Here is a 24,171-nt window from a genome sequence, read left to right as displayed (position 1 = left end):
CCCCCGGTCCTGCCCTCACAGCAGGCACTGACAGAATGATCCTCATCACCGAATTCATGGACGAGACCTGGGTCGATTGGCTCCGAGAACGGTCGCCCGTCACTTACGAACCCGACCTCCCCGACCGCCCGGACGACCTGGCGCGCCTCGCGCGGGAGGCGCGCGCGCTGATCGTGCGCAACCGCACGCAGGTGCGAGGGGACCTCCTGGACGCGGGCTTCGCCTGTGTCGGACGGCTTGGCGTCGGGCTCGACAATATCGATCTCGACGGCTGCCACGCCCGCGGGATCGAGGTCTTTCCCGCGACCGGCGCCAACACGCTCTCGGTGGCGGAATATGTCGTCACCACCGCCGCGATGCTGCTGCGCGGGGCCTACGGCCTGCGCGCGCAGATGGAAGCGGGCGCGTGGCCACGGGCACAGGCCGGGCAGGGACGGGAGATCGCGGGCAAGATCCTCGGCCTCGTCGGCTATGGCGAAATCGCGCGGGTGACGGGCCGCCTCGGCCGGGCGCTTGGCATGGAGGTGATCGCCTCCGATCCCTTCGCCCCGGATTTCGACGGCGCGCGGGAGGCGACGCTGGAGGAGGTGTTGGAGCAGGCCGACATCGTCTCGCTCCACGTGCCGCTGACCGAGGCGACGAAGAACCTGATCGACGCGGGCGCCTTGGCCGCGATGCGACCGGGTGCGGTGCTGGTCAACGCGGCCCGGGGCGGTGTGGTCGATGAGGCCGCGCTCTGCGAGGCGCTGCGGGCCGGGCGGTTGGGCGGCGCGGCGCTCGACACCTTCGCGGACGAGCCTCTGGGCGCAGACCACCCCTTCACCGACGTGCCGAACCTGATCCTCACTCCGCATATCGGTGGGGTCACGCGGGAGGCGAACACCCGCGTTTCGGAGATGACCGCCCGCAAGGTCGCGTCCCATCTGGGCCTTGTGTGAGGGGGCGCAGACGTCATGCCGGCGATGCGCTCCGAGATGCAGGTCAAGAGGGCGGAGGCCGGCGCTCGCCCCGGCATCGGAGGGGGGCCAGCCCCCCGGCCGGCTGCGCCGACCGCCCCCCGAGGTATTTCCGGCAAGATGAGGATTGCGGTGGGCGCGCTTGACCCGGCCGCAGGGTGGGGGCAGGGAACCGGGCAGGAGAGGGAGTGATGGCAAGACCGATCTACACCATCGCGGGCCATGGGCTGACGGCGGTTTTCACCGATCTCGGCGCGGTTCTGCACGATCTGCGTCTGGAGGGGCATGCGCCGCCGCTGGTGCTGGGGCTGGCCGATCTGGACCATTATCCAGAGTTCTCGAACTACATGGGGGCCGTGGCGGGGCGCTATGCCAACCGGATCGGGAATGCGTCGTTCACCCTGGACGGGGTGGAGTACCGGCTGGACGTCAATTTCCAGGACCGGCACCATCTGCATGGCGGCAGCCTCGGGATTGGCAAGCGGGTCTGGGACGTGGTCGCGCACGAGTCCGACCGGATCATCTTCGCCATCGAACTCGCCGATGGCGAGATGGGATATCCCGGCGCGATGCGGATCGAGGCCAGCTATGCCTGCGCGCCCGGCGCGACGCTGCTGGCCGATTATCGGGCGGTGACGGACGCGCCGACGATCTGCAACCTCGCGCATCACAGCTACTGGAACCTGGACGGGCAGGCCACCGTGGGCGACCACGTCCTGACCGTCGCCGCCGACCGCTATACCCCCGTCGATGACGGGATGATCCCGACCGGGGTCGCCCCGGTCGACGGCACGGATTTCGACTTCCGCCAGGGCCGCGCCTTGGCGCAGCCAGGGCTGCTCGACCACAATCTTTGCCTGTCCGACGACCGCACGGCGCTGCGCGACGTGGCCTGGCTGCGCTCCCGGGCGTCCGGCGTTACAATGACCGTCGCCACGACCGAGCCGGGGTTGCAGGTCTACGATGGCGGCAAGCTGAATACCCAGGTTCCGGGCCTGGAGGGCCGGATCTATCGCGCCCATGCAGGCGTTGCCCTCGAACCGCAGCTCTGGCCCGACAGCCCGAACCGCCCCGATTTTCCCGACGCGGTCCTGCGCCCTGGCGAGACCTATGCGCAGACCACAACCTTCCGCTTCTCGAAAGGAGAGCCCGATGCTTGACGGAACCGACTTCAAAGCCTGGATGAAGCAGGCCAATCTGATCGACGGCGCCTGGGTGGGCGCCGATAGCGGCGCGACTATCGACGTGACCAACCCGGTCGACGGCAGCGTGCTGGGCACGGTCCCGAAGGCCGGAACCGCCGAGACGCAGCGCGCCATCGCCGCCGCCTCTGCCGCCTTCCCCGCCTTCCGCGAGCTACCCTTGATGGAGCGCTGCGGCCTGCTGTGGAAGCTGCATGACGCGCTGATGGACAATCAGGCGGAGCTGGCCGAGCTCTTGACCGTCGAGATGGGCAAGCCGCTGGCCGAGGCGAAGGGCGAGATCGCCATCGGCGCGCAATATGTCCGCTGGTTCGCCGAGGAAGCGCGCCGCGCCAAGGGCGAGATCGTGCCCGCCGGCGTGAACGGGCGCCGCATCCTGGTGACCAAGCACGCCATCGGCGTGGTGGGGATGATCACGCCCTGGAACTTCCCCTCGTCGATGCTGGCGCGCAAGATCGCGCCCGCGCTCGCCGTGGGCTGCACCGTCGTGGCCAAGCCCGCGACGGCCACGCCCTATAGCGGGCTGGCCTGGGGCGCGCTGTGCGAAGAGGTGGGCTATCCGAAGGGCGTGGTGAATATCGTAACCGGCTCGGCGCGCGAAATCGCGGGCGCGATGATGGCCGCGCCGGAGGTCCGCAAGATCACCTTCACCGGCTCCACCGAGGTCGGCAAGGAGCTGATCCGGCAGAGCGCGGACACGGTCAAGAAGGTCTCGATGGAGCTGGGCGGCAACGCGCCCTTCCTCGTCTTCGACGACGCCGATATCGAGGCCGCCGTCGAGGGCGCGATGGTGTCGAAGTTCCGCAACGCGGGCCAGACCTGCGTCTGCGCCAACCGCATCTATGTGCAGGCGGGCATCCATGACGCCTTCGTCAAGCGGCTGGTGGAGAAGACCGAGGCGCTGAAAGTGGGGGATGGGCGCGAGCAGGGCGTCGAGCAGGGCCCGATGATCGACATGGATGCGGTCGAGAAGGTCGAGGAGTTCGTCGCCGACGCCAAGGAAAAGGGCGGCGAGGTCGTCACCGGCGGCGGCCGCCACGGCAATGGCGGCACGTTCTTCCAGCCGACCGTCGTGACCGGCGCGACCCAGGCGATGAAATTCGCCACCGAGGAGATCTTCGGCCCGCTTGCCCCGGTCTTCAAGTTCGAGACCGAGGAAGAGGCCATCGAGATGGCCAACGCCACGGTCTACGGCCTCGCCTGCTATGCCTATACCCAGGATCTGGGCCGGGCCTTCCGCCTCAACGAGGGGCTGGCCTATGGCATGATCGGCATCAACTCGGGCCTCATCACCACGGTCGAGGCGCCGTTCGGTGGCGTCAAGGAGAGCGGTCTCGGCAAGGAGGGCGGCTCGCAGGGTCTGGAGGACTACCTGGAGACGAAATACGTCTGCATCGACGGCATCTGATCGGTGTTCGACTTCCCCACGATGGGGCGCGGCTTCGAAAACGCAGCCGCGCCCTGGATCTGGGGCACTGTCCTGTTGGTCGCGGCGGTGTTCTGGTTCATGGAGCGTCGGCGGATCAAGCGCTGGGAGCGTGAGGAACGCGAGGAGCGGGAGTCGAACGAGGACTGAGCCTCCGGCGCTGGCCGGGGGCTCCGACAGGCAGGGTGCCCGGCTTGGCCGAGGTCAGGCGCGGCGGCGCGCGGCGATGCCGAGGCCCGCGAGCGAAGCTAGAAGCAGCAGCGCCGAGGCCGGGAGCGGGACGGCAGCCGCTGCTTCGGTCGCGGTGTAGGGCAGCGGGACGGAGGTCACATTGGTTTCGGCATAGAGACCTTCGAAACCGGTCGGACCGAAGGTGAGAAGGCGTCCGCCTCCCGGAGCCAGGAATTCGATCGACCCCGTCTGCGGCCCATTGCCGTCTCCGCTGAAGACAAGGCTGCGGCTGCCCGATAGGCCGGTGATCAGGACCTGCGTTACCGCGGTCGTCGTGGCATCGGCCAGCGTGTAGGTCACCGCTCCGAACGTTGCGGTGAACGTCCGGTTCGTCAGCGCGAAGAAATCGAAAGTGCCCGTCCTGCCCAGATCGTCGAACGAGACAGTGCCGGTGGCGCCGCCGGAACTGCCGAAGTCGATGTTGAAGGTGACCGCCTGTGCAGGTGAGGCCAGAAGGCCGAGGATCGCCGCGAGCTTGACGTATTTCATATGATCCTTCAGCCGTCGGTGTATCCCTCGCAGGACGGCATAGGGTCGCCCTCGGCTGTCAAGCAGGCACGGGCCGTCTCCGAAGGGCTGATGCCGACATGCAGACTTATCCGGCTGACTGCGCGGCCCTGCGCGGGAAGGCCCGCCGCCTGGGCGCAAGGTTCTAGCGGACCCGCTCCGCCAGTTGCATCCGAGGGATGTCGTGCGGCCTCGGGGCCTGCGGCGTCCGTGCATCTTGCAGAGCGTGCCCGCGGGACCGGTTAGAGGGGTCGGCTTGGATCGCGTCCGGGCGAACGGATCCGACAGAGGCCGGCCCACCGCCGCCCGAGGCTCAATCCTCCGGCGGGTAGTAGGGCAGGGTCGCGCTGGTCCGCGCGGCCTCTCGCATCATCTGGATGTCGCCATCGCTCCAGGGCCGGCGTTGGACATGCATCGCGCAGAGCGTGCGCTTGGCGCCGGGGACCGGCACGCCCAGATAGGCCGCCACCCCGGCCCCGCACCCGCCGAGCGCCGGGCTGTTGCGCACGAGGGGATGGGTGTGGGTCTCGGAAATGGCCAGCGACATGCCGAGTGACAGCGTCTCCCGGCAGAATGTCAGATCGAGCGGGACGGCGTAGCGGCCCGGGTTGTCGCGAGGGTCGAGCCGGTTGGGGCCGGCGAAGGACGCGGCCCGGACATGCAGCATGTCCCCGAGGATCTCGTTGGAAAAGACGTAAAAGACCGAGAGTCTTTCTCGAAGCACCCGCATCAAATCCACCTGCGAGGCGATATCCTCGAACATACGCATTCACTACTCTTGTCGCGGGTCGGCCCGGAAATTGGCCCCGACCGGGGCACGCTACTGCGCGCCGGCCGGTTTGTCATCCGGCACCGGTTCTCTTCTCCGATGGCTTGACGCGGCCCGGTGGCGTGCCGACTGTCCGCGGCGAGCCAAGACGCGAGGGAGTTCCGACATGACCGATCCGATCCGCTGGGGGGTGCTGGGCGCCTCGGACTTTGCGCGCCGCTCCATGGCGCCCGCGATCCATGCGGCGTCAGGCCATGTCCTGGCGGCCCTGGCCACGCGGGACGCGGCCAAGGCCGCGCCCTTCGCGGATCTCGCGCCGGGTCTGCGGGTGCATGAGAGCTATGATGCTCTGTTGGCTGATCCCGGGATCGACGCGGTCTACGTGCCGCTGCCGCATACGATGCATGTCGAATGGGGCGTGAAGGCGCTTGAGGCGGGCAAGCACGTCCTGGTGGAGAAGCCGCTCGCCATGACCGAGGCGGGCATCGCCCCCCTGATCGCGGCGCGCGACGCGACCGGGCTCCAGGCGGCGGAGGCCTATATGATCGTCCACCACCCGCAATGGCAGTTCGTCCGCGAGCTAATCGACGACGGCGTGCCGGGGCAGCTTCGCCATGTCGAGGGGGTGTTCACCTATAACAACTCCGCCGACCCGGGCAATATCCGCAACACGGCCGCGATGGGCGGTGGGGCGCTGCCCGATATCGGCGTCTACACCTATGGCTCCACCCGTTGGGCCACCCGGGCGGAACCGGAGGCGATCACCCATGCCGATCTCGACTGGGAGGCCGGCTGCGACGTGGTCGCGCGGGTCTCGGCCCGCTTCCCCGGCTTCACCGCCCATTGGGTCAACTCCATGCGGATGCTGCCGGAGCAATTCATGCTGTTCCATGGCGATGCCGGGATCATCCGCGTGACCGCCCCGTTCAACGCCGCGAAGTTCGGCGAAGCCGTGGTGGAATGGCGTGGGCGGGACTTCGTCACCCACCGGCGGACCTGGCCGGGTCTGAACCAGTATGTCCATCAGGTCGAGGCGTTCGGGGCCGCGATCCGGGGCGAGGCGGCCTTCCCCTGGACGCTGGAGGACGCGGCGGGCACGCAACGGGTGATCGACATGGCCTATGCGGCGGCCGGCGGGCGCCCCCCGGCCTGAGGGAACTGGCGGCGGGCTGCGCGGTTGATCGGCGAAGGGGGACCCGCGGATGCACCTGACGATCTTCGGCGCCCAAGGCGCCACCGGCACCCGTCTTGTCGATGCCGCGCTGGCGGCGGGCCACGTTGTCCGGGCCATCTATCACGCGACTTCCATGCCAGAACGGCGACATGATCGCCTGAGCTGGCAAAAGGGCGACCTGATGAAGCGGGAGGGCCTGGAGGCCCTTCTGCAGGGAACCGACGCCGTACTGAACGCTGTGGGCATCGAGGCCGGGCCCCGCGCCGTGATCGACCCGCCCAAGCTGCACAGCCAGGGGACTCTGAACCTGATCCTGGCGATGCGCGCCGTCGGGGTGGACCGGCTGGTGACGATCTCGGCCAGCTTCGTCGAGACCCGGGCGCGGGGGCCGATCTGGTTCCGGGCCGCCGCCGAGACGGGCCTGCGCGCGATCTTCGAGCAGCTGGGCGAGATGGAGCGCCTGTTGCGAGCCACCGAGACCCTGCGCTGGACGGCCGTGCGCCCCGGCTGGCTGCTGGACGAGGGGCCTTCGGGCGATTACCGGGTCTTTCCCGAGGTGATCCCGGAGGATCTGATCCGCACACGGACGGGCGACCTCGCCGCCTTCATGCTGGCCTGCGCCGAGCGTGACCTGCATATCCGCAAGACCCCCGCCATCGCGCGGCCCGAGGACCCGGCGAAGTCCGGGCCGGATGCGGTGCTGAGGGAAATCGTCCGATAGCGGACGCGCCCTCCGGGCCTGATGCAGATCAACGACGGGGGCGCGGCCCTGCGCTGACCGCTTCCCGAGGCTCGCGGAGGGGACCCCATGGACTTGATCGGCATCGTTGACGCGCTGGGTGAACCGAGGGCGGCCGCCCTGGCCGGTCTGTTCGTGGGGATCGTCTTCGGTCTCTCCGCCGAGCGGAGCGGCTTCTGCCTGCGCGCCGCGGCTGTCGAGACCGCGCGGGGCTCGTTGGGGCCGCGGCCGGCGGTTTGGCTGCTGACCTTCTCGACCGGGGTCGTGTGGACCCAGGCGATGGACGCCACCGGCTTCGTGGATCTCGGTCAAAGCCGCTGGCTGGCCTCGCCGGGAACGCTCTCGGGGGCGGTGATCGGAGGGCTGGTCTTCGGCGTCGGCATGGTCCTGGCGCGGGGCTGTCCGGGGCGGCTGCTGGTGCTCGGGGCGACGGGAAATCTGCGGGCGATCCTGTCCGGCCTCGTGTTCGCTGTCGTGGCGCAGATGAGCCTGCACGGTGCGCTGAACCCCTTGCGTCAGGCGGTCTCGGGGTTCTGGGTCACCGATGGAACGAATCCGGACCTCTTGCTCGAGTCCGGCCTGGGGCAACGCGGCGGTCTCTTGGTGGGGCTGGCCTTCGCCGTGCTCGCCTTGATCATCGCGCGGCGGGCCCGGGTGTCGTTCTCGACCCTCGTCTTTGCATGCGGCGTGGGGTTTGCCGTGGCGCTCGGTTGGGGGCTGACGGCGATGCTTGGCCGGGTCAGCTTCGAGCCCGTCGCGCTCGGGAGCCTCACCTTCTCGGGCCCGTCGGCCGATGTGCTGATGTATCTCCTGGCCGAGGGGCACGGGCTGGACTTCGATATCGGTCTGGTTCCCGGCGTGGCCTTGGCGGCCTTCCTGTCGGCTTGGGCCGCGGGGCGGCTCGCCTGGCAGGGCTGGGACGGGGCCGGGGCGATGCGGCGCTATCTGGCCGGCGCGGCGCTGATGGGCTTTGGCGCGATGACAGCCGGAGGCTGCACCATCGGGGCGGGGGTGACCGGCGCCTCGACCTTCGCATTGACGGCCTGGGCCGCGCTGACGGCGATGTGGGTGGGCGGCATGGCGGCGGATCGGCTGATCGATGGAGCGGCGGAAGGCCGGGCCCCCCTCCCGAGCGCAGGGGCTTGAGGCAGAGCCCCACCGCGCCATGCCTAAGGAGGAACCGATGGCCGGTCTGCCGAGGATTGCTCCGGCTCTTTCTCAGCACCTTCCGTCTCGCCGCAGCCTCGGCTGCGCAGCCTTTCGTCCTTGGGCTGGCGCAGGGCGGGTCCGTGCGGGTCACGGCCTGCCGATGTCATCCCCTTATGGCCGTCGGCAGCCATGACGCCTTAGCGCGCCAGCGATCAGCCGTCCGATCTCTCCATCGGACGAAAAAGGGGCGTGGATCCGGTCGGATCCACGCCCCTTTTCTTGCAAGGGCAGGACGATCAGTCTTCGGCGCTCTCGCCGGACTGATTGATGACCTCGGTCTCGGGGGTCTCTTCTTCGTCCTTCTGCGAGGCCAGACCCGAAGGCGCCTGCATGTTGGCCAGAACGAAGTCCCGGTCGATCGTCGGCTTGACGCCTTCGGGCAGGGTCGCATCCGAGATGTGGATCGTGTCGCCGATCTCCATCTTGGAGCAATCCACGACGATCTGCTCGGGGATGTCGCCGGCGGTCACGCGCAGTTCCACCTCGGGGCGCACGACGGTGAGGACGCCGCCCTGCTTGTCGCCGGGCGAGCCGTCGACGCCTTCAAAGACCACGGGGATGAACAGGTTGACCTTGGACGTGCGGCGCAGGCGCATCAGGTCCAGATGGGTGGGCAGATCCTTGACCACGTCGCGCTGAACGTCGCGGCAGATGACGCGCACGTCTTCCTGCCCTTCGATCTTCAGGTTCCACAGGGTCGCGCGGAAGCGCCCGGCCTTCAGCTTCTTGAGAAGCTCGTTAAAGGGGATCTGGATCGGCATCGGGTCGGCCCCGCCGCCATAGACAACGCCCGGGACCATGCCGTCCCGGCGTGCCTGACGAGCGGCCCCCTTGCCCGTCCCCGTCCGTGCCATTGCCACGAGATCCGGAATCTCACCAGCCATGTCGTTATACTCCAATTCGTAGATTCGGGCGGCCTCCAAGGGTGTCCGCCCGGGGTGAAGGCCGCCCATTAGAAGAGAGGGAGAAGTCTGGCAACCCCGTTTTCCCCTTTTCCGCGCGTGCCGCGCGTTGCGTCGCAGGCGCGCGGGGTCTAATCCGTGACAGGCCAGCCGAGGGGTCCGAATGACCGACCGAACGACCGTTACGGTCATCTATCTGGGCCGCGTCGAGGCGCGGTGGCCCGGCAAGCCGCCCTCGGCCATCGGCAAGCGGGCCGTGGACGGACCCGTCGCGCTGGGCGCCACAGGGCTCGATGGCGATGCCCAGGCCGATTTGCGCGTCCATGGCGGGGAGGGCAAGGCCGTGCATGTCTATCCCGCCGCGCATTACCCTGCCTGGGAGGCGGATTTGGGCCCCAACCCCCGCTTCGCCCCTGGCGGCTTCGGCGAGAACGTCTCTCTGCCGGACTGGACCGAGGAGGATGTCTGTATCGGCGACGTCCTGCGCTTCGGCACCGCGACGGTGGCCATCAGCCAGGGGCGGCAGCCCTGCTGGAAGCTGGCCGCCCATGTCGGCGTCGAAGATATGGTCCTGCGCGTACGGGAGACGCTGCGCACCGGCTGGTATCTGCGCGTGATCGAGCCGGGCGCGGTGGCGGCGGGCGACGAGGTGTCGCTGCTGGAGCGACCCCATGGCGATTGGTCCGTGCGCCGGGCCGCGGCAGCGCTGTTCGATCCGGGGGCCGAGCGAGCCGTCCTGGCCGAACTGGCCGGCCTTGCCGATCTCGACCCGACTTGGCGTAAGCTCTTCGCCGAGCGGGCCCAGCGGGCGGAGGCGGGCGCATGACCGATACGGCCCGCACAGTCCTCCGCTGTCCCGGGTCTCGACCCCTCACGGCGCTGCGCAGGCCTCTGGGCGGCCAGCGAGCACCGATGCGCAGACCGATGAAAGGAACCCGATGATCGACGATCCCGCCACCCTGGTCTCGACGGAATGGCTGGCCGCGCGGCTGACCGCGCCGGATCTGCGCATACTCGACGCCTCCTGGTACTTGCCCAATGCCGGGCGCGACCCGCTGGAGGAATATGCCAAGGCGCATATCCCGGGCGCCCGCTTCGTCGCGCTGGACGATGTGAGCGATGGCCGCTCCAGCTTGCCCCATATGGCTCCGCCGCTGGAGAAGTTCATGTCGCGGATGCGGCGGCTGGGCGTGGGCGACGGGCATACGATCGTCGTCTATGACGGGGCGGGGCTGTTTTCGGCGGCGCGGCTCTGGTGGTTGTTCCGGCTCTTCGGGCAGCGGGCGGCCGTTCTGGATGGCGGCCTGCCCAAGTGGCGGGCCGAGGGGCGGCCGGTCACGTCGGAGCCGCCGCAGATCCGCGACCGCCACATGACCGTGACGCGCCACCCCGAACTGATGCGCGACGTGACCGAGGTCGCCCGCGCCAGCAAGCTCGGCCTTGCCCAGATCGTCGACGCCCGCGCCGCCGCCCGCTTCCGCGGGGAGGCGCCGGAGCCGCGGCCCGGTCTGCGGGCGGGCCATATCCCGGGCTCGCGCAATCTGCCCTTCGGCACGCTCCTGAACGCGGATGGCACCATGAAGGACCCGGGCGCGCTGCGCGCCGCCTTCGCCGAGGCGGGCGTCGATCTCGACCGGCCGATCGTGACCAGCTGCGGCTCGGGCGTGACCGCCGCCATCCTCAACCTCGCCCTGGCGCGCATCGGCCATACCGATCACGCGCTCTATGACGGCTCCTGGGCCGAATGGGGCATGTATCCAGACCTCAAGATCGCGACCGGAGACGCCTGAATGCTGACCGACCTGAAACCGCAGGCCCCCGACAAGATCCTGGCGCTGATGGCCGCCTTCCGCGACGATCCGCGGCCGGGCAAGATCGACCTGGGCGTGGGCGTCTACAAGGACGCCAGCGGGCGGACCCCGATCATGCGGGCGGTCAAGGCGGCCGAGCGGCAGCTGGTCGAGACGCAGGAGACCAAGACCTATACGGGCCTCGCGGGCGACCCGGCCTTCGCCGACGCGCTTTCGGCGCTGATCCTCGGCCCGGACGCGCCGCGCGACCGCCTCGCCTGCGCCGCGCAGCCCGGCGGGACCGGCGCGATCCGTCAGGGGCTGGAGCTGATCCGCATGGCGGCGCCGGGCGCACGCCTCTGGCTGTCGAACCCGACCTGGCCGAACCATCCGGCCATCGCGGCCTATCTCGGCATCGAGACGCCCAGCTACCGCTATTTCGACGCCGAGACCGGCGGCGTCGATTTCGACGGCATGATGGCCGACTTGGCCGAGGTGGCGCCGGGCGACGCGGTGATACTGCATGGCTGCTGCCACAACCCCACTGGCGCGAACCTGACGCCGGACCAATGGCGGGATGTGGCTGCGCTGCTGACGCGGCGGGGCGCGGTGCCCTTCGTGGACATCGCCTATCAGGGCTTTGGCGACGGCCTGGAGCCCGATGCCGAGGGGACGCGCATCCTGGCCCGGACGGTGCCCGAGATGCTGATCGCTGCCTCCTGCTCCAAGAATTTCGGCATCTACCGGGAGCGGACCGGTCTCTTGATGGCCATCGCCCCGTCGACGGACGCGGTTCCCGTGACGCAGGGCGCGCTGGCCATGCTCAACCGGATGAACTTCTCGTTCCCGCCCGATCACGGGGCGCGGGTCGTCACGACGATCCTGACCGACGACGCGCTGCGCGCGGATTGGGAGGCGGAACTCGAGGAGGTCCGCTTGGGCATGCTCGGCCTGCGCGAGCAACTGGCCGCTGCGTTGCGCGACCGGGTCGGATCGGACCGCTTCGGCTTTCTCGCGGCGCATCGCGGCATGTTCTCCCGCCTGGGCGCCACGCCCGAGCAGGTGGAGGCGATGCGGCGGGATCACGGCGTCTACATGGTCGGCGACTCGCGGATGAACATCGCCGGGCTCAACAGCGCGACGGTGCCGCTGCTCGCGGATGCCATCGTGGCGGCGGGGGTCTAGGGCGGCGCGCCGTCCCGCCGGTGGCTCATCGCCTTGCCGACGGACGCCTGCGCGCGGGCGGGCCCATTCGGCCCGGCCAGCGCCGGGATTGGCGGGGTCGTCCGATGGGCCGCGGCTGTACCTCGTGCGCCCTGTCGGACGGACCCGCTAGCGGAGGATAGCCTATCCCCCGGGCGGGGTCGCGCGACTGGCAAACCTCCGCGCGCTATGCGATAACGCGGGCGGCGCATTGCCTGTCGCCCGTCCGACCCGGTATTACCGCGCCCGAAGGCGCGCCGTTGCGCGGCCCGAACAAATGGAAAGAGACTCATGACGCTTCTCGCCAAGACCCCCGTGATTGCCGCCGCCGCTTCTCTGATGCTGGCGGGCTGCGTGACCACGCCCACCGGAGAGCCGAACCGCACCGCCAGCGGCGCGATCATTGGCGGCTTGGCCGGCGCTGCCATCGGGAATGCCACCGGCGACCGCGACACCCGGTCCACCCTGATCGGTGCCGCCGTCGGCGCGGGCGTGGGCGCGGCCATCGGCAACGCGCTCGACCGGCAGGCCGCCGATCTGCGCCGCCAGCTGGGCGACGACCGGATCGTGATCACGAACACCGGCCAGCAGCTGATCGTGACGATGCCGCAGGACATCCTCTTTGCGACCGACAGCGCCAACCTGCGCGCCGATCTGCAAGGCGATCTGCGTGCGCTGGGCCGCAACCTCCAGCAATATCCGGACACGACCGTGCAGGTGATCGGCCATACCGATAGCGACGGCTCCGCCGCCTATAACCAGGACCTGAGCGAGCGCCGCGCTCGCGCGGTGGCCGGTGTTCTCCTGGAGACGGGCGTGCCCGCCTTCCGCATCCGGGCCATCGGCCGGGGCGAGAGCCAGCCGATCGCGACCAACAACACCCCCGAGGGCAAGCAGCGCAACCGCCGGGTCGAGATCGTCATCACGCCGAACGCCTGACGCCCGTCGCGCCCCATGACATGACCGGACTGGCGGACCGCCACGTCCGGTCATATTATTTGACCAAAAGGGGCGCCGACGATGCCATTCACCAGGATCGAATCCGAGAAGCTGGCCACCGCCGTGGTGCGGCAAATCGAGCGTCTGATCCTGCACGGCATCCTCCGCCCGGGCGAGCGCCTGCCGCCCGAGCGTGAATTGGCCGACCGTCTCGGCGTCTCGCGCCCGTCCCTGCGGGAAGCCGTGGCGGAGCTTCAGGCCCGCGGCCTGCTGGCCCCGCGTGCGGGCGCGGGCATCTTCGTGGCCGACGTCCTGGGGTCCGCCTTCTCGCCCGCGCTGATCCAGCTCTTCGCCTCGCAGGACGACGCGCTGGACGACTACATCGCCTTTCGCCGCGACATGGAGGGCTTGGCCGCGGCCCGCGCCGCCATGCAGGGATCGGCCACGGATCTGGAACTGATCCGCACGATCCTGCGCAAGATGGAAGCCGCCCATCTTAAGCGCGATCCCAGCGAGGAAGCGGCCCTGGATGCCGACTTCCACATGGCGATCATCGAGGCCAGCCATAACGTCATCATGCTGCACATGATGCGCGCGATGATGGATCTGCTACGCGAGGGGGTGTTCTACAACCGCTCCGTCATGTTCCATCACCGCGACACCCGCGACATGCTGCTGGACCAGCACCGCGCGATCGACGCCGCGCTGCACGCGCGCGACCCGGACGCGGCGCGCGGCGCGGTGGAGGCGCATCTGGACTTCGTCCGCATGGCCCTGCGCAGCCAGCGGGAGGCCGAGCGGCACGAGGACACGGCGCGGTTGCGGCTCGCGCATGAGGTGGAGCGCTAGGCTCCGAGGGGGGCGCAGCCGCGCGCAGGGGATCGGAGCCTCCGGCGGCGCGCGTGGCCGTGTCAGCCAAGGGAACCCGCGCCTCCGCCGCCCTGGCCGGCGATTGAGCTTTCGAAGGCATCCGCGCATGAGATCGCGTCCATCGACCTGGCTCCAGCGAACGCCCCCACCGTATCGGTCGAAGCCTCGGCCCCCGCGCCGGAGAGCCAAAGCCGTCGCGCGGTCGCTCAGGGGAGTCCCCCGCGTGACCGACGTCTTGCCGCAAGCGATCAACCGCCTTGGGTCCGGTCCTGAGCAACGTAATTGTGCGACGGGGCGGCCTCCGATAGATCCTGTCTTGCCCGTCCCGGACGGGCCAATATCGACGGAGCCTTGGGAGTGACCACGCCCCCTCCTGCCCTAACCCTCGCCCAACTCGGCTGGCATCCATTCTTCGCCGCGCAGATCGATGCCGACGCGCTGACGGAGACGCCGCCGGTTCGGGTCATGCGCGTGCATCGCTCGGGGCTCGACGTGCAGGGGGAGGGGCGGGCCGAGACGCTCCCGCCCGATGCGGAGGTCACGGTCGGGGATTGGCTGCTGCTCGGCGGCGATGGGCGGCCGCTGGAGCGCCGCTCCCTCATCCGCCGGCGCGCGCCTGGGCGCGACCGCGAAGTGCAGCTGGTCGCGGCGAATGTCGACACGGTCTTCGTCACCACCTCCTGCAATGCCGATTTCAACGTCGCCCGGCTGGAACGCTATCTCGCGCTCGCCTTCGAGGCGGGCTGCGATCCGGTGATCGTGCTCACCAAGGCCGATCTGAGCGACGAGGTCGATGACTATGTGGCCCGGGCCGCCGCGCTCTCTCCGCTGGTTCCGGTGCTTGCCGTGAACGCCAAGGCGGCGGCCGCGCGCGAGGCGCTGATGCCCTGGTGCGGGCCGGGGCGCACAGTGGCATTTCTGGGCACGTCCGGGGTCGGCAAGTCGACCTTGCTCAACGCGCTGGCAGGGGTCGAGACCGCCGCGACCGGCGCCATCCGCGAGGATGACGCCCGCGGCCGGCACACCACCACGCGGCGGGAGCTGCATGTGGTCCCGGGGGGCTTCTGCGTCATCGACACGCCCGGCATGCGGGAGTTGCAACTGACCGACGCGGCGGGGGGGATCGGGGAAGTCTTCGCCGACATCGCCGAACTCGCCGGCGGCTGCCGCTTTTCTGATTGCGCCCATCTGAGCGAGCCCGGCTGCGCTGTCCGCGCGGCCGTCGCCGCGGGCGATCTGGACCCGGACCGTCTGGAGCGCTGGCGCAAGCTGGCCGCCGAGGACGCGCATAACACCGCCGACATTGCCGAGCGACGTCGGCGCGACAAGGCGTTCGGCAAGAAGGTCCGCGCCGCGACGCGGGCCAAGCGCCGCTGACGCATTCGGAGCTGCGGGCGCCCGTAACGCCTTTGCCCGGCGTGGCGCGCAAGACATATGCCCCGCGCCCGGCGCCCGTCAGCGGTTGCGCAGATATTCCATCACCGCCGGGCGCACGGTCTGTTCGCCCGCTTCCCGCGCCTCGGCGATCACGGCTTTCACCTCGGCCAGGTTCGAGCGCAGCAGGATGTGCTTGACCGGCCCGATGCTGGCCGGCCGCATCGACAGCGAGCGCAGTCCCATCGCCGCGAAGCAGAGCGCCTCGACGGGCCGTCCCGCATCCTCGCCGCAGAAGCTGACCGGCGTATTCGTCTCGGCGCAGCGGCCGACGATCTGCTCGATCAGCGACAGGAAGCTGACATTGAGCGTGTCGTAGCGCCGCCGCACGCGTTCGTTCTCGCGGTCGGCGGCGAAGAAGAACTGCTTCAGGTCGTTGCCGCCGATAGAGATGAAATCCGCCTCCTCGAAGAATTTGCGCGGGGAGAAGGCCATGGATGGCGTCTCCAGCATGGCGCCGATGCGCAATGATTCGGGCAGGACATGGCCGAGCGACTTCTCGCGATGGATTTCGCGGTAGAGATGCGCGCGGGCGGCGAGGAACTCTTCGAGCTGGGCGATGAAGGGGAACATGATCGAGAGCGGCCGCCCTTGGGCGGCCCGCAGCAGGGCCTGCAACTGCATCCGCATGACGCCGCGCTTGTCGAGCCCCACCCGGATCGCGCGCCAGCCGAGCGCCGGGTTCGGCTCGTCCTGTTTCTTCATGTAGGGCAGCACCTTGTCCGACCCGATATCGAGCGTGCGGAAGTTGACCGGCTTGCCCTGGGCGGCGTCCATGACGGTGGCATAGAGCGCGGCCAGCTCCGCCCGGCGAGGCACCTTGTTGCGCGTCAGGAACTGCAATTCGGTGCGGAAGAGGCCCACGCCCTCCGCCCCCGAAGAGGGAAGTGAGGGCAAATCCGCCATCAGCCCGGCATTCATCAACAGCTCGATCCTGTGCCCATCCGCGGTCACGCAGGAGCGGTCGCGGATGGAGGCGTAGCGCTTCTGCGCCTCGGCCTGCATGGCGAGCTTGTCGGCGAAGGCGGCGCGGACCGCTTCGTCGGGGCGCAGATGGACAACCCCCTGGTCGCCATCGACCAGGATCGGATCGCCCGAAAGCGCCTCGGTGGTGATGCCGCTAGCCTGGAGCACCAGCGGAATCGCCCAGGCGCGCGCCACGATGGCGGCATGGCTGCCGACCGCCCCGTCCTCCAGTACGACGCCCTTGAGCCGGCGGCCATATTCCAGCAGCTCTCCGGGGCCGATATTGCGCGCCACCAGCACCGCGCCTTCGGGCAGGTTGGAGGTCGCGCGCCCCTGGCCGGTGAGCATCCGCAGGAGCCGGTTCGACAGGTCGTCCAGATCGGCCAGCCGGTCGCGCAGATAGGGATCGGCCGCGGCCATGCGCGCGCGGGCCGCCGTCTGTTCCTTTTCGACCGCCGCCTCGGCCGTGAGACCGGCGTCGATATCCGCCTCCATCCGTCTCAGCCAGGAGCGGGAATAGGCGAACATGCGGAAGGCCTCGATCACTTCCGCCTGCTCCCGGTCGTGGCCGATATCCGTCAGCATCTTGTCGACGGACAGGCGCATCTTCTCGATCGCCTCGGAGAGGCGGGCCTTCTCCTGCTCGGGATCCTCCGCTACCGGGTTGGTGACCACGACGCGGGGGTCGTGGAGATGGACGACGCCCTCGGCCGAACCCTCTTGCCCGGTGATGCCCCGGATCAGCACCTGTTCGCGGTGGCGGGGGCGCAGGGCCTCGCCCTCGCCCACGAAGGCACCCAGCTCGGTCATCTCGGCCAGCACCATGGCCACGACTTCGAGCGCGTAGATCTCGTCCTCGGAATAGTCGCGCGCGTCCTTGGACTGGACGACCAGCACGCCCAGCCGTTCGCCCAGGCGCTGGATCGGGACGCCGAGGAAGGACGAATAGACCTCCTCGCCGGTCTCGGGCATGTAGCGGAAGCCCTTGGTCGAGGGCGCGTCGGGCGTGTTGATTGCCTGGCGGTAGCGGGCGACGCGGCCGACCAGTCCTTCGCCCACGCGCATCCGGGTGACGTGAACGGCCTCGGGCTTCAGGCCGAAGGTCGCGCAAAGCTCCAGCGTGTTGGCGTCGCGATGCAGGTAGATCGAGCAGACCTCGGTCCGCATCGAGGTCGCCACCAGATTCACGATCCGGTCGAGCCGCTCCTGACCCTGGGCCGCCTCGGCCATGACGGCCTGGAGCCGCCGCAAGAGATTGCGGCTTTCGGTGTCCCTGATCGGCATTCTGCGCTCCTTGCCTTGCGTCCGATCTATAGGCGAGCGGGGGGAGGGGGGCAAAGGGATCGTGGCCATCCGCACAGGCCAGCCGGTCTTGCGGACCGCGCGTGACCCGACTCGCGGCCACCCCGGGCCGACGGCCGCATACCCTTGCCGCACCGCGCAAAGCCCGCCCCCGGGGGGATTGCTTTAACTTCGAGGGGGCTTGTTGCAGAAAGCGGCCGCCGACCTGACAGTAAGGATCAATCATGCTGCGGCCAGAAATCGCTCTCGAGGAGCTGTTCGTCGATCTTCACACATCCGGCCATTGGGCCGACGGAAAGGCGATCGCGGATTCGGTTCTCCTGTCGGATCCGGCCGAGATTCTCGCGGCTTATCGTGAAGCCAAGGCGGTGGGGCCTGTCGACCTGTCCGCATTCTATGACGCGCATTTCCGTCCTGTGCGCACCCCTGACGAGAGTTTCCGCACCGATCCGCGCCACGGGCCTTTGGAGCACCTGGCGCGGCTTTGGCCGGTCTTGATTCGCGCCCCGGATCGCCCGGACGCCTTCTCCAGCCGGATCTCGCTGACCAGGCCCTATGTGGTCGTCGGGGGGCGCTTCCAGGAAAGCTATTACTGGGACAGCTATTTCTCGCATCTGGGCCTGCTCCGAACGGGCCAGTTCGCACCGGTCCGGGACATGCTGGACAATTTCGCCGATACCATCCGGTCGGTCGGCCACATCCCCAACGGGTTCCGAACCTATTTGCTGTCGCGCTCGCAGCCGCCCTTCTTCGCGAGCATGGTGCGGGATTACGGTCGGGCGACCGGCGACCTGCAATCCGTCTATGCGGAGTATCTCGACGCGATGCGGATGGAGCACCGCTTCTTCTTGCAGCCTCAGCGCACGGTGAACGGGTTGGCGCATTATTGGGACGAGGAAGAGACGCCGCGGCCCGAAATGCTGGGGGCCGATCTGGAACTCGCCGAACGGGTCGAGGCGCCGGCTGCGCTGTTCCGAAATCTCCGGGCCGGTGCCGAAAGCGGTTGGGATTTCTCCTCGCGCTGGCTTTCCGACCCTAGCGAGCTCGCCACGATCCACGCCACCGACATCTGGCCGGTCGATCTGAATTCGATCCTCTTCGTGACCGAGACGATCCTTTCCGAGGCGGCCTCGGACGACCCCGATCTGTCGCGCCGCTATCGCGCGGCGGCCGACGCGCGGGCGGAGAAGATCCGCGCCGGCATGTGGGACGACGAAAAGGGCTATTTCTTCGACCGGCGGATCAGCCGCGACACGCTGTCGGACCGGAACACGGCTGCGGGCCTCTTTCCGCTCTGGGCCGGTGTCGCCACGCAGTCCCAGGCGGATCGCTCTGCGGACTGGGTCCGGCGCACCTTGCTCGCGCCGGGTGGATTGCTGACGACCGATATCGAGAGCGGGGAGCAATGGGACAGCCCGAACGGGTGGGCGCCGCTGCAATGGATCGCCATCCAGGGCTTGCGCCGCTACGGGCATGACGCCCTGGCCGACGATCTCAAGCGCCGCTGGTTGAACACCTGCGACCTGATCTTCCGCAAGACCGGGAAATTCGTCGAAAAATACAACGTCCTGTCGCCCGGAGACGCGGCCGGAGGCGGCGAATATCCCTTGCAGGACGGCTTCGGTTGGACGAACGGCGTCTACCAGGATCTCTCCCTGGAGGAGACGCCCGCCGCGCGCTGATGATCGTGCCCGCAATCCGAGCGAGGACCGGCGACCGGCGCGGCGGGCCAGGGCGCCCCCGCCTCAGCCGTAGTCGCGCCGGTCCTCGATCACGAGACCGTCATTGGGTAGCGTGTCGACCCGCTCCACACGGCCCTTCATCTTGAGCACCTGGGTCACGCTTGCGGCCCAGGCCGCTTCCTCCCCGCCCTCGGCCTTCACCTGCACCGTCATCGCGTCCATTTCGCCGTCGCGGGTGGCGATCACCCGGGCGGCGGTGATCTCGGGATGGCGGGCGACGAGTTCGGCCACCTGCTCGGGGCGGACGAACATGCCCTTGATCTTGGTGGTCTGGTCGGCCCGGCCCATCCAGCCCTTGATGCGCGCATTGGTGCGGCCACAGGGCGATTGACCCGGCATCATCGCGGACAGGTCTCCGGTAGCGAAGCGGATCAGCGGGTAGTCGGGGTTGAGCGAGGTGACGACGACTTCGCCCACCTCGCCTTCGGGCAGCGGGTCGCCGGTGCCGGGGCGGACGATCTCGACGATCACGCCCTCGTCGATGATCATCCCCTCCTGCGACTCGCTCTCATAGGCGATGTTGCCCAGATCGGCGGTCGCGTAGCATTGCAGGCAGAGGATGCCGCGATCGGCATAGTCCTGGCGCAGGCTGGGGAACAGCGCGCCGCCCCCCACGGCGGCCCGGCGGATGCCCAGCGTCTCGCCCATCTCCGCGGCGCGGTCGAGGATCACCTTGAGGTAGTCGGGCGTGCCCGCATAGGCGGTGGCGCCCAGATCGGCGGCGGCCCGGACTTGCAGGTCGGTCTGGCCGGTCCCCGCCGGGATCACCACGGCGCCCACGGCGCGCGCGCCGCTCTCGAACATGTGGCCCGCCGGGGTCAGGTGATAGCCGAAGCAGTTCTGCACCACGTCGGTCGTGCCGATGCCGACCGCGTGCAGGAAGCGGCCCATGCGCCACCAATCGGCGGAGGCGACGGAGCCCGGCTCGTAGATCGGACCCGGGCTCTGGAACATATGCGTGACATTGGAGGCGCGGATGCCGCCGAAGGGGCGCTGTGCCGCCTGCCACTCGGCCAGCCGCGACTTGCGCAGGACCGGGAACTTGGTCAGGTCGGCGAGGCTCTCGACCTCGGCCGCGCCGTCGATCTGGGCCAGTTGCGCTTTGAGCGCCGCAAGCTGCGCGGCCTCCCGTTCGTCGGCTGATCGCGTCTCCAGATCGTCGTAATGGCTCATTGCAGTCCCCAGTGATGTCTGGCCCCGTCGAAAGAGGGCCCGTGGAAGCAGGGCACGCCGAGCGCCTCGATCTCGGCGATGGCCTGCGCGTCGTCGTCGCCCTCGCCGGGCGCGGGCTCGCGGAGCGCGACGCCTAGGATGCGGCCCGGGTGGCGGCGGATGGCGTCGCGGTAGACGATGGCGTCCTTTTGGCCGCTATCGCCCATCAGATAGGCGGGCAGGGTCGGGTTGGCGGCCAGGATCTCGTCGATGGCGCTGCCCTTATGGGTGCCGTGGCTCGCGCCGACGCCCTCCTCGGTGATGCCCAAGTCGCGCAGGAATTTGGGCCCGCGCGGCAGGTCGTGGCGCTCGAACAGCGCCTCAAGAAAGTCGTGCAGGTTCCAGGGGCTGGACGAGACATAGAAGACCGGGTTTCGGTCCTCCTCGACCAGGGCCTCCATCAGGCGCTTGGCGTCATGGTGGGCCGTTCGGGTCAGGGCGGAGCCGGTGAAGGTCGTCCAGAGGTTGCGGGCGAGGGAATGGGCGCCGGTCTCGATCACCGTGTCGTCGATATCTGAGATGACCAGATGGGCCGCGTCCGGCCCGGGGACACGGGCGGGGAACGCAACCGCCGGCTCTTCGGAGCCGACGATCCGGACAGGCACGTCGGTCCAGCCGGCGGAGGCCGCGCGCGCGACCACAAGGCGGATATAGCCCTCGGTGTCGCTGACGGCGGTGACGCCCTCGGCTTCGACCGCGACATCCGCCACCTCGTCGGTGACGAAAAGCTGCACCATCTGGCGGACATTCGTCCATTTGGACTGCGTCGCGTCGGGCGTGTCGCGGCGGATATGGGATAGAACCCGGCCGCGCAGGACAAGGCCGTCGGGCGTGGCATAGCCGAGATAGGGCTCAAGCACGGGCGCGTCGTCGTCCCGGTCTCCGATCCGCTCCAGTAGGCCCTCGGCGCGACGGGCGAGGGGCAGAGCGATGGACTTGAGGGCGGCGCGGGGCATGGGCGTCTCCTGCGGGTCGGTCTGTCGCAAAGTCAACGCGGTGGGGCTGGGGCCGGATCCGACGGACCCGGTCGGAGGGCGGCGCGAGAGAGGTGCCCGGTTTCGCCGCGCGCCGCAATGGCCGCGCCCTCGGAGAGGACGGACAGCGCGCCGCCGCAATCCGCTGTTCCGAGCGATGTCCCGCATGGGTCGCGCGCGATCATGCCGGCACCCCAGGATAGGCGGACAAGACCTCGTAGATGGGCCCCTGCGGGGTCAGGACCGACGACCAAAGCGTGACGGGGCCGGCCATGTCGGGCACCATCTCGGGCGGGCCGAGCCTGGCCAGCCGCTCCGGCAGGCGGTCGTCCCCCGGTGCGGAGGCCGGGTAGCGGGCGAGCGTGACATGGGGCCGGAACCGCTCCCTCGGGAGGTCGATGCCCGCGGCCCGGACGGCGCGGCGCACATTCTCGCGCAGAGCGGTCAAGGCCGGGGTCGGGGCGATATCGAGCACGACGGCTCGCGGCTTCCCTCCGCCGATCACCCCATAGGCCGTCGGCATCAGCTCCGCGGGGAAGAGCGCGCGCGCTTCCAACTCCTCGTGGAGCGCCTGCAACCTGTCCTCGGGCTGATCGTCGAGAAAGGCGAGGGTGAGGTGCAGATCGTCCAGGTCCACCTTGCGTCCGCCGCGAAGGTGGGCCTGCACGCGGGCCAGCGGCGTGATCCAGCTTTCGGGGACGGGAAGGGCGAGGAAGGTTCTCATGGGGTCGGGCGCGGCCGCGCCTGTCGGGGGTTTGTACGCTCATGGTAGCCCGAGAGCGGGCAGGGCGCACGTCCGAATACAGGCGTGCCACGGGCCAGCGGACCGACCTTGGCCCCACCGGGTATGGGGCAGCCGCACCTCCTTCGCTGATTGCCAAAGCCGGGCCAGCGTCGTCCTGCCGCGCTCCGGGTCATCTGCGAAGCCCGCCGCGCGGCGCGGGCGGCGAGACGGCCTTCGGCGGATAGATCAGCGCCAGCAGCAGCCCGAGCGCGAAGATCGGCGCATGGGGCAGGAAGACGGTGGGATTGATCCGCGCCTCCCAGAAGGCGCGCGGCGTGAAGGTCCCCTCGGCGCTGGCCGCCAAGGTCGAAAAGGATTGGAGGGCCGCGATCGGGCGCTCCTCCCGCAGAGCCGCTTCGATCTCGCCGATCCGGGCGAGGTAGCCGGTCTGGACGACCTTCCACAACGCATCCGTGATCCAGAAGGGCTGGGCGGCCGGGGCGGCCAGCAGGACCAAGGGGCGGCCCGGACGCTCGGCGGGCTTGGCGGCATAGGCCGCGATCAGGGCGGCCACGCCGATGGTGACGCCCCATTCCTTGATCTCGAGGCTCTGGGCGTTGAAGCTCTCATAGGTCTGACAGAGCAGCTCGTATTCGGAAGCCAGTGCCTCCATCAGCTCAGCCACCGCTTGCGGCGGCGGTAGGAGCGGACGTCGCGGAACGACTTCCGGCCCTCGTCGGACATGCCGAGATAGAATTCCTTCACGTCCGGGTTCTCGCGCAATTCCTGCGCGGGGCCGTCCATCACCACGCGGCCCGATTCCAGGATATAGCCGTAATGGGCGAAGCGGAGCGCGACGTTGGTGTTCTGCTCGGCCAGCAGGAAGCTCACGCCCTGTTCCTCGTTGAGCGACTTCACGATGCCGAAGATCTCTTCGACCAGCTGCGGCGCCAGCCCCATGGACGGCTCGTCCAGAAGGATCGTCTCGGGTCGGGACATCAGTGCGCGGCCGATGGCGCACATCTGCTGCTCCCCGCCCGAGGTATAGCCTGCCTGGGAGGCGCGGCGCTCGCGCAGACGGGGGAAGTAGTCATAGACCATCTCCAGATCCTGCTTGATCGCGGCCGCGCCGTCCTTGCGGGTATAGGCGCCCGTCAGCAGGTTTTCCTCGATGGTGAGATGCTCGAAGCAGTGGCGGCCCTCCATCACCTGGATCACGCCGCGCTCGACCAGATCGGCGGGGCTGAGATCCTGGATGCGTTCGCCGTGATAGGTGATCGAGCCCTTTGTGACCTCGCCCCGCTCGCTGCGCAGCAGGTTCGAGATCGCCTTGAGCGTCGTCGTCTTACCCGCGCCATTGCCGCCCAGCAGGGCGGTGATCCCGCCCTTGGGGACGCTGAGCGAGACGCCCTTCAGCACCAGGATCACGTGATTGTAGATCACCTCGATATTGTTCACTTCCAGAAGGCGCGCGCCCTCCATCCCTTCGGTCTTTGGGGCCTTCTCGGCCTCGGCGTCGAGCATGCGATTTCTCCTTCAGAGTTCGGGTGCCGGCGCGCGCGAGGCAGCGGCGCTCGGCGAGGCGATGGGAGGGCGGCCGTCGATGCTGCGCGGCGGCAGAAAACACAGACTGGCCAGGGCGGAGGGGGCAGCGTCGCGCGGCATGTCGGGTCGGTAAGCCGCGAGATCGGGCCGCGCCCCGGAGCCGCTCCCGCCGATGAGGGCGGGGCCGCCCAGGACATTCGCATCGGGGGCACCTGACGGGCTCCCGTCAGGGCGGGTGACACGCGGGCCAGTGACGGGGGGCAGGGTCACGGAGGGGCAGGGGACAGGCCGACGGTTGCCGCGCGCGCCGGCGTCCTGCGCGCGGTCGGCGCCCTTACGGCTGGCCAGGGCGTCC

At 69.3% G+C, this 24,171-nt stretch carries 23 protein-coding genes; 14 read left to right on the top strand and 9 right to left on the bottom strand.

The window, feature by feature from the left end:
- The first annotated feature begins 35 nt into the window (after positions 1–35).
- From DTQ71_RS17910 to DTQ71_RS23600, 4 genes are all read left to right on the top strand, one after another.
- Positions 36–938, top strand: a complete 903-nt coding sequence (locus DTQ71_RS17910; protein ID WP_109565673.1) for a hydroxyacid dehydrogenase — start codon at positions 36–38, stop codon at positions 936–938.
- A gap of 209 nt (positions 939–1,147) precedes the next feature.
- Entirely contained in the window at positions 1,148–2,116 is a 969-nt protein-coding gene (locus DTQ71_RS17900) for an aldose epimerase family protein (RefSeq protein ID WP_109565671.1), read from the top strand.
- Positions 2,109–3,566 (top strand): NAD-dependent succinate-semialdehyde dehydrogenase, encoded by a 1,458-nt coding sequence (locus DTQ71_RS17895; protein ID WP_109565670.1) that lies wholly within the window; start codon positions 2,109–2,111, stop codon positions 3,564–3,566. Before DTQ71_RS17900 ends, DTQ71_RS17895 begins: the two co-directional genes overlap by 8 nt.
- A 3-nt stretch (positions 3,567–3,569) precedes the next feature.
- Positions 3,570–3,734: a hypothetical protein gene (locus DTQ71_RS23600; RefSeq protein ID WP_170125488.1), complete on the top strand. Its 165-nt coding sequence runs from the start codon at positions 3,570–3,572 to the stop codon at positions 3,732–3,734.
- A gap of 54 nt (positions 3,735–3,788) precedes the next feature.
- Here the strand turns inward: DTQ71_RS23600 and DTQ71_RS17890 are convergent, their stop codons facing one another.
- On the bottom strand, positions 3,789–4,304 hold the full coding sequence (locus tag DTQ71_RS17890; protein ID WP_170125487.1) for a VPLPA-CTERM sorting domain-containing protein: 516 nt from the start codon (positions 4,302–4,304) through the stop codon (positions 3,789–3,791).
- A gap of 331 nt (positions 4,305–4,635) precedes the next feature.
- Complete coding sequence (locus DTQ71_RS17885; protein WP_146204892.1) at positions 4,636–5,091, bottom strand: GAF domain-containing protein; 456 nt, start codon at positions 5,089–5,091, stop codon at positions 4,636–4,638.
- Positions 5,092–5,257: 166 nt separating this feature from the next.
- On the opposite strand from DTQ71_RS17885, the gene DTQ71_RS17880 reads away from it, so the two are divergent.
- The 3 genes from DTQ71_RS17880 (at position 5,258) to DTQ71_RS17870 (ending at position 8,150) form a co-directional block, all read left to right on the top strand.
- Positions 5,258–6,244: a Gfo/Idh/MocA family protein gene (locus DTQ71_RS17880; protein ID WP_109565667.1), complete on the top strand. Its 987-nt coding sequence runs from the start codon at positions 5,258–5,260 to the stop codon at positions 6,242–6,244.
- A 49-nt stretch (positions 6,245–6,293) separates the two neighbouring features.
- Positions 6,294–6,986 carry an NAD(P)-dependent oxidoreductase gene (locus tag DTQ71_RS17875; RefSeq protein ID WP_245947639.1) on the top strand — a complete coding sequence of 231 codons (693 nt, stop codon included), beginning with the start codon at positions 6,294–6,296 and terminating at the stop codon, positions 6,984–6,986.
- Between the two features lie 87 nt (positions 6,987–7,073).
- Positions 7,074–8,150, top strand: coding sequence for a YeeE/YedE family protein (locus DTQ71_RS17870; RefSeq protein WP_109565666.1), 1,077 nt, complete (start codon positions 7,074–7,076; stop codon positions 8,148–8,150).
- A 299-nt stretch (positions 8,151–8,449) separates the two neighbouring features.
- On the opposite strand, the gene DTQ71_RS17865 is transcribed toward DTQ71_RS17870, so the two are convergent.
- Positions 8,450–9,097 (bottom strand): 50S ribosomal protein L25/general stress protein Ctc, encoded by a 648-nt coding sequence (locus tag DTQ71_RS17865; protein WP_109565715.1) that lies wholly within the window; start codon positions 9,095–9,097, stop codon positions 8,450–8,452.
- Between the two features lie 181 nt (positions 9,098–9,278).
- On the opposite strand from DTQ71_RS17865, the gene DTQ71_RS17860 reads away from it, so the two are divergent.
- The 6 genes from DTQ71_RS17860 to rsgA all read left to right on the top strand — a co-directional run bounded on the left by DTQ71_RS17860 (position 9,279) and on the right by rsgA (position 15,294).
- Entirely contained in the window at positions 9,279–9,941 is a 663-nt protein-coding gene (locus tag DTQ71_RS17860; protein ID WP_109565665.1) for an MOSC domain-containing protein, read from the top strand.
- 112 nt (positions 9,942–10,053) lie between these two features.
- Positions 10,054–10,905, top strand: a complete 852-nt coding sequence (gene sseA / locus DTQ71_RS17855) for a 3-mercaptopyruvate sulfurtransferase (RefSeq protein ID WP_109565664.1) — start codon at positions 10,054–10,056, stop codon at positions 10,903–10,905.
- Positions 10,906–12,090, top strand: a complete 1,185-nt coding sequence (locus tag DTQ71_RS17850) for an amino acid aminotransferase (protein WP_109565663.1) — start codon at positions 10,906–10,908, stop codon at positions 12,088–12,090.
- 309 nt (positions 12,091–12,399) lie between these two features.
- Entirely contained in the window at positions 12,400–13,047 is a 648-nt protein-coding gene (locus tag DTQ71_RS17845; protein WP_109565662.1) for a YiaD family glycine zipper/OmpA-like lipoprotein, read from the top strand.
- Between the two features lie 81 nt (positions 13,048–13,128).
- Positions 13,129–13,896: an FCD domain-containing protein gene (locus tag DTQ71_RS17840; protein WP_109565661.1), complete on the top strand. Its 768-nt coding sequence runs from the start codon at positions 13,129–13,131 to the stop codon at positions 13,894–13,896.
- Positions 13,897–14,274: 378 nt separating this feature from the next.
- Positions 14,275–15,294 carry a ribosome small subunit-dependent GTPase A gene (gene rsgA / locus DTQ71_RS17835; protein ID WP_245947637.1) on the top strand — a complete coding sequence of 340 codons (1,020 nt, stop codon included), beginning with the start codon at positions 14,275–14,277 and terminating at the stop codon, positions 15,292–15,294.
- Between the two features lie 78 nt (positions 15,295–15,372).
- Here the strand turns inward: rsgA and ptsP are convergent, their stop codons facing one another.
- Complete coding sequence (ptsP, locus tag DTQ71_RS17830) at positions 15,373–17,601, bottom strand: phosphoenolpyruvate--protein phosphotransferase (RefSeq protein WP_109565660.1); 2,229 nt, start codon at positions 17,599–17,601, stop codon at positions 15,373–15,375.
- Positions 17,602–17,843: 242 nt separating this feature from the next.
- Here ptsP and DTQ71_RS17825 point away from each other — a divergent pair, with 242 nt between their 5' ends.
- Complete coding sequence (locus tag DTQ71_RS17825; RefSeq protein WP_109565659.1) at positions 17,844–19,301, top strand: trehalase family glycosidase; 1,458 nt, start codon at positions 17,844–17,846, stop codon at positions 19,299–19,301.
- Positions 19,302–19,364: 63 nt separating this feature from the next.
- Here DTQ71_RS17825 and DTQ71_RS17820 read toward each other — a convergent pair whose 3' ends face one another.
- The 5 genes from DTQ71_RS17820 to DTQ71_RS17800 all read right to left on the bottom strand — a co-directional run bounded on the left by DTQ71_RS17820 (position 19,365) and on the right by DTQ71_RS17800 (position 23,795).
- Positions 19,365–20,534, bottom strand: coding sequence for a phenylacetate--CoA ligase family protein (locus tag DTQ71_RS17820; RefSeq protein ID WP_109565658.1), 1,170 nt, complete (start codon positions 20,532–20,534; stop codon positions 19,365–19,367).
- Positions 20,531–21,529, bottom strand: coding sequence for a phosphatase domain-containing protein (locus DTQ71_RS17815; protein WP_170125486.1), 999 nt, complete (start codon positions 21,527–21,529; stop codon positions 20,531–20,533). The genes DTQ71_RS17820 and DTQ71_RS17815 overlap by 4 nt, the downstream gene beginning before the upstream one ends.
- A 199-nt stretch (positions 21,530–21,728) precedes the next feature.
- Complete coding sequence (gene thpR, locus DTQ71_RS17810) at positions 21,729–22,271, bottom strand: RNA 2',3'-cyclic phosphodiesterase (RefSeq protein ID WP_109565656.1); 543 nt, start codon at positions 22,269–22,271, stop codon at positions 21,729–21,731.
- 190 nt (positions 22,272–22,461) lie between these two features.
- Complete coding sequence (locus DTQ71_RS17805; protein ID WP_109565655.1) at positions 22,462–22,944, bottom strand: hypothetical protein; 483 nt, start codon at positions 22,942–22,944, stop codon at positions 22,462–22,464.
- Entirely contained in the window at positions 22,944–23,795 is an 852-nt protein-coding gene (locus DTQ71_RS17800) for an ABC transporter ATP-binding protein (RefSeq protein ID WP_109565654.1), read from the bottom strand. Before DTQ71_RS17800 ends, DTQ71_RS17805 begins: the two co-directional genes overlap by 1 nt.
- Positions 23,796–24,171: the final 376 nt, after the last annotated feature.

This window comes from Jannaschia seohaensis (assembly GCF_900116765.1).
Lineage (GTDB): Bacteria > Pseudomonadota > Alphaproteobacteria > Rhodobacterales > Rhodobacteraceae > Jannaschia > Jannaschia seohaensis.
Note: the sequence above shows the minus strand (reverse complement) of the source record. Positions and strands in the feature narration are given on the sequence as shown.

Excerpts from the sequence above, each read along its gene's own strand:
- DTQ71_RS17800 (WP_109565654.1), bottom strand. The coding sequence starts at position 23,795 with ATGCTCGACGCCGAGGCCGAGAAGGCCCCAAAGACCGAAGGGATGGAG.
- DTQ71_RS17805 (WP_109565655.1), bottom strand. The coding sequence starts at position 22,944 with ATGGAGGCACTGGCTTCCGAATACGAGCTGCTCTGTCAGACCTATGAG.
- DTQ71_RS17900 (WP_109565671.1), top strand. The coding sequence starts at position 1,148 with ATGGCAAGACCGATCTACACCATCGCGGGCCATGGGCTGACGGCGGTT.
- DTQ71_RS17860 (WP_109565665.1), top strand. The coding sequence starts at position 9,279 with ATGACCGACCGAACGACCGTTACGGTCATCTATCTGGGCCGCGTCGAG.
- DTQ71_RS17840 (WP_109565661.1), top strand. The coding sequence starts at position 13,129 with ATGCCATTCACCAGGATCGAATCCGAGAAGCTGGCCACCGCCGTGGTG.
- thpR (WP_109565656.1), bottom strand. The coding sequence starts at position 22,271 with ATGAGAACCTTCCTCGCCCTTCCCGTCCCCGAAAGCTGGATCACGCCG.
- DTQ71_RS17895 (WP_109565670.1), top strand. The coding sequence starts at position 2,109 with ATGCTTGACGGAACCGACTTCAAAGCCTGGATGAAGCAGGCCAATCTG.
- DTQ71_RS17885 (WP_146204892.1), bottom strand. The coding sequence starts at position 5,091 with ATGCGTATGTTCGAGGATATCGCCTCGCAGGTGGATTTGATGCGGGTG.
- DTQ71_RS17880 (WP_109565667.1), top strand. The coding sequence starts at position 5,258 with ATGACCGATCCGATCCGCTGGGGGGTGCTGGGCGCCTCGGACTTTGCG.
- DTQ71_RS17850 (WP_109565663.1), top strand. The coding sequence starts at position 10,906 with ATGCTGACCGACCTGAAACCGCAGGCCCCCGACAAGATCCTGGCGCTG.
- DTQ71_RS17870 (WP_109565666.1), top strand. The coding sequence starts at position 7,074 with ATGGACTTGATCGGCATCGTTGACGCGCTGGGTGAACCGAGGGCGGCC.
- ptsP (WP_109565660.1), bottom strand. The coding sequence starts at position 17,601 with ATGCCGATCAGGGACACCGAAAGCCGCAATCTCTTGCGGCGGCTCCAG.
- DTQ71_RS17845 (WP_109565662.1), top strand. The coding sequence starts at position 12,400 with ATGACGCTTCTCGCCAAGACCCCCGTGATTGCCGCCGCCGCTTCTCTG.
- DTQ71_RS17815 (WP_170125486.1), bottom strand. The coding sequence starts at position 21,529 with ATGCCCCGCGCCGCCCTCAAGTCCATCGCTCTGCCCCTCGCCCGTCGC.
- DTQ71_RS17875 (WP_245947639.1), top strand. The coding sequence starts at position 6,294 with ATGCACCTGACGATCTTCGGCGCCCAAGGCGCCACCGGCACCCGTCTT.
- DTQ71_RS17865 (WP_109565715.1), bottom strand. The coding sequence starts at position 9,097 with ATGGCTGGTGAGATTCCGGATCTCGTGGCAATGGCACGGACGGGGACG.
- sseA (WP_109565664.1), top strand. The coding sequence starts at position 10,054 with ATGATCGACGATCCCGCCACCCTGGTCTCGACGGAATGGCTGGCCGCG.
- DTQ71_RS17820 (WP_109565658.1), bottom strand. The coding sequence starts at position 20,534 with ATGAGCCATTACGACGATCTGGAGACGCGATCAGCCGACGAACGGGAG.
- DTQ71_RS17825 (WP_109565659.1), top strand. The coding sequence starts at position 17,844 with ATGCTGCGGCCAGAAATCGCTCTCGAGGAGCTGTTCGTCGATCTTCAC.
- DTQ71_RS17890 (WP_170125487.1), bottom strand. The coding sequence starts at position 4,304 with ATGAAATACGTCAAGCTCGCGGCGATCCTCGGCCTTCTGGCCTCACCT.
- DTQ71_RS17910 (WP_109565673.1), top strand. The coding sequence starts at position 36 with ATGATCCTCATCACCGAATTCATGGACGAGACCTGGGTCGATTGGCTC.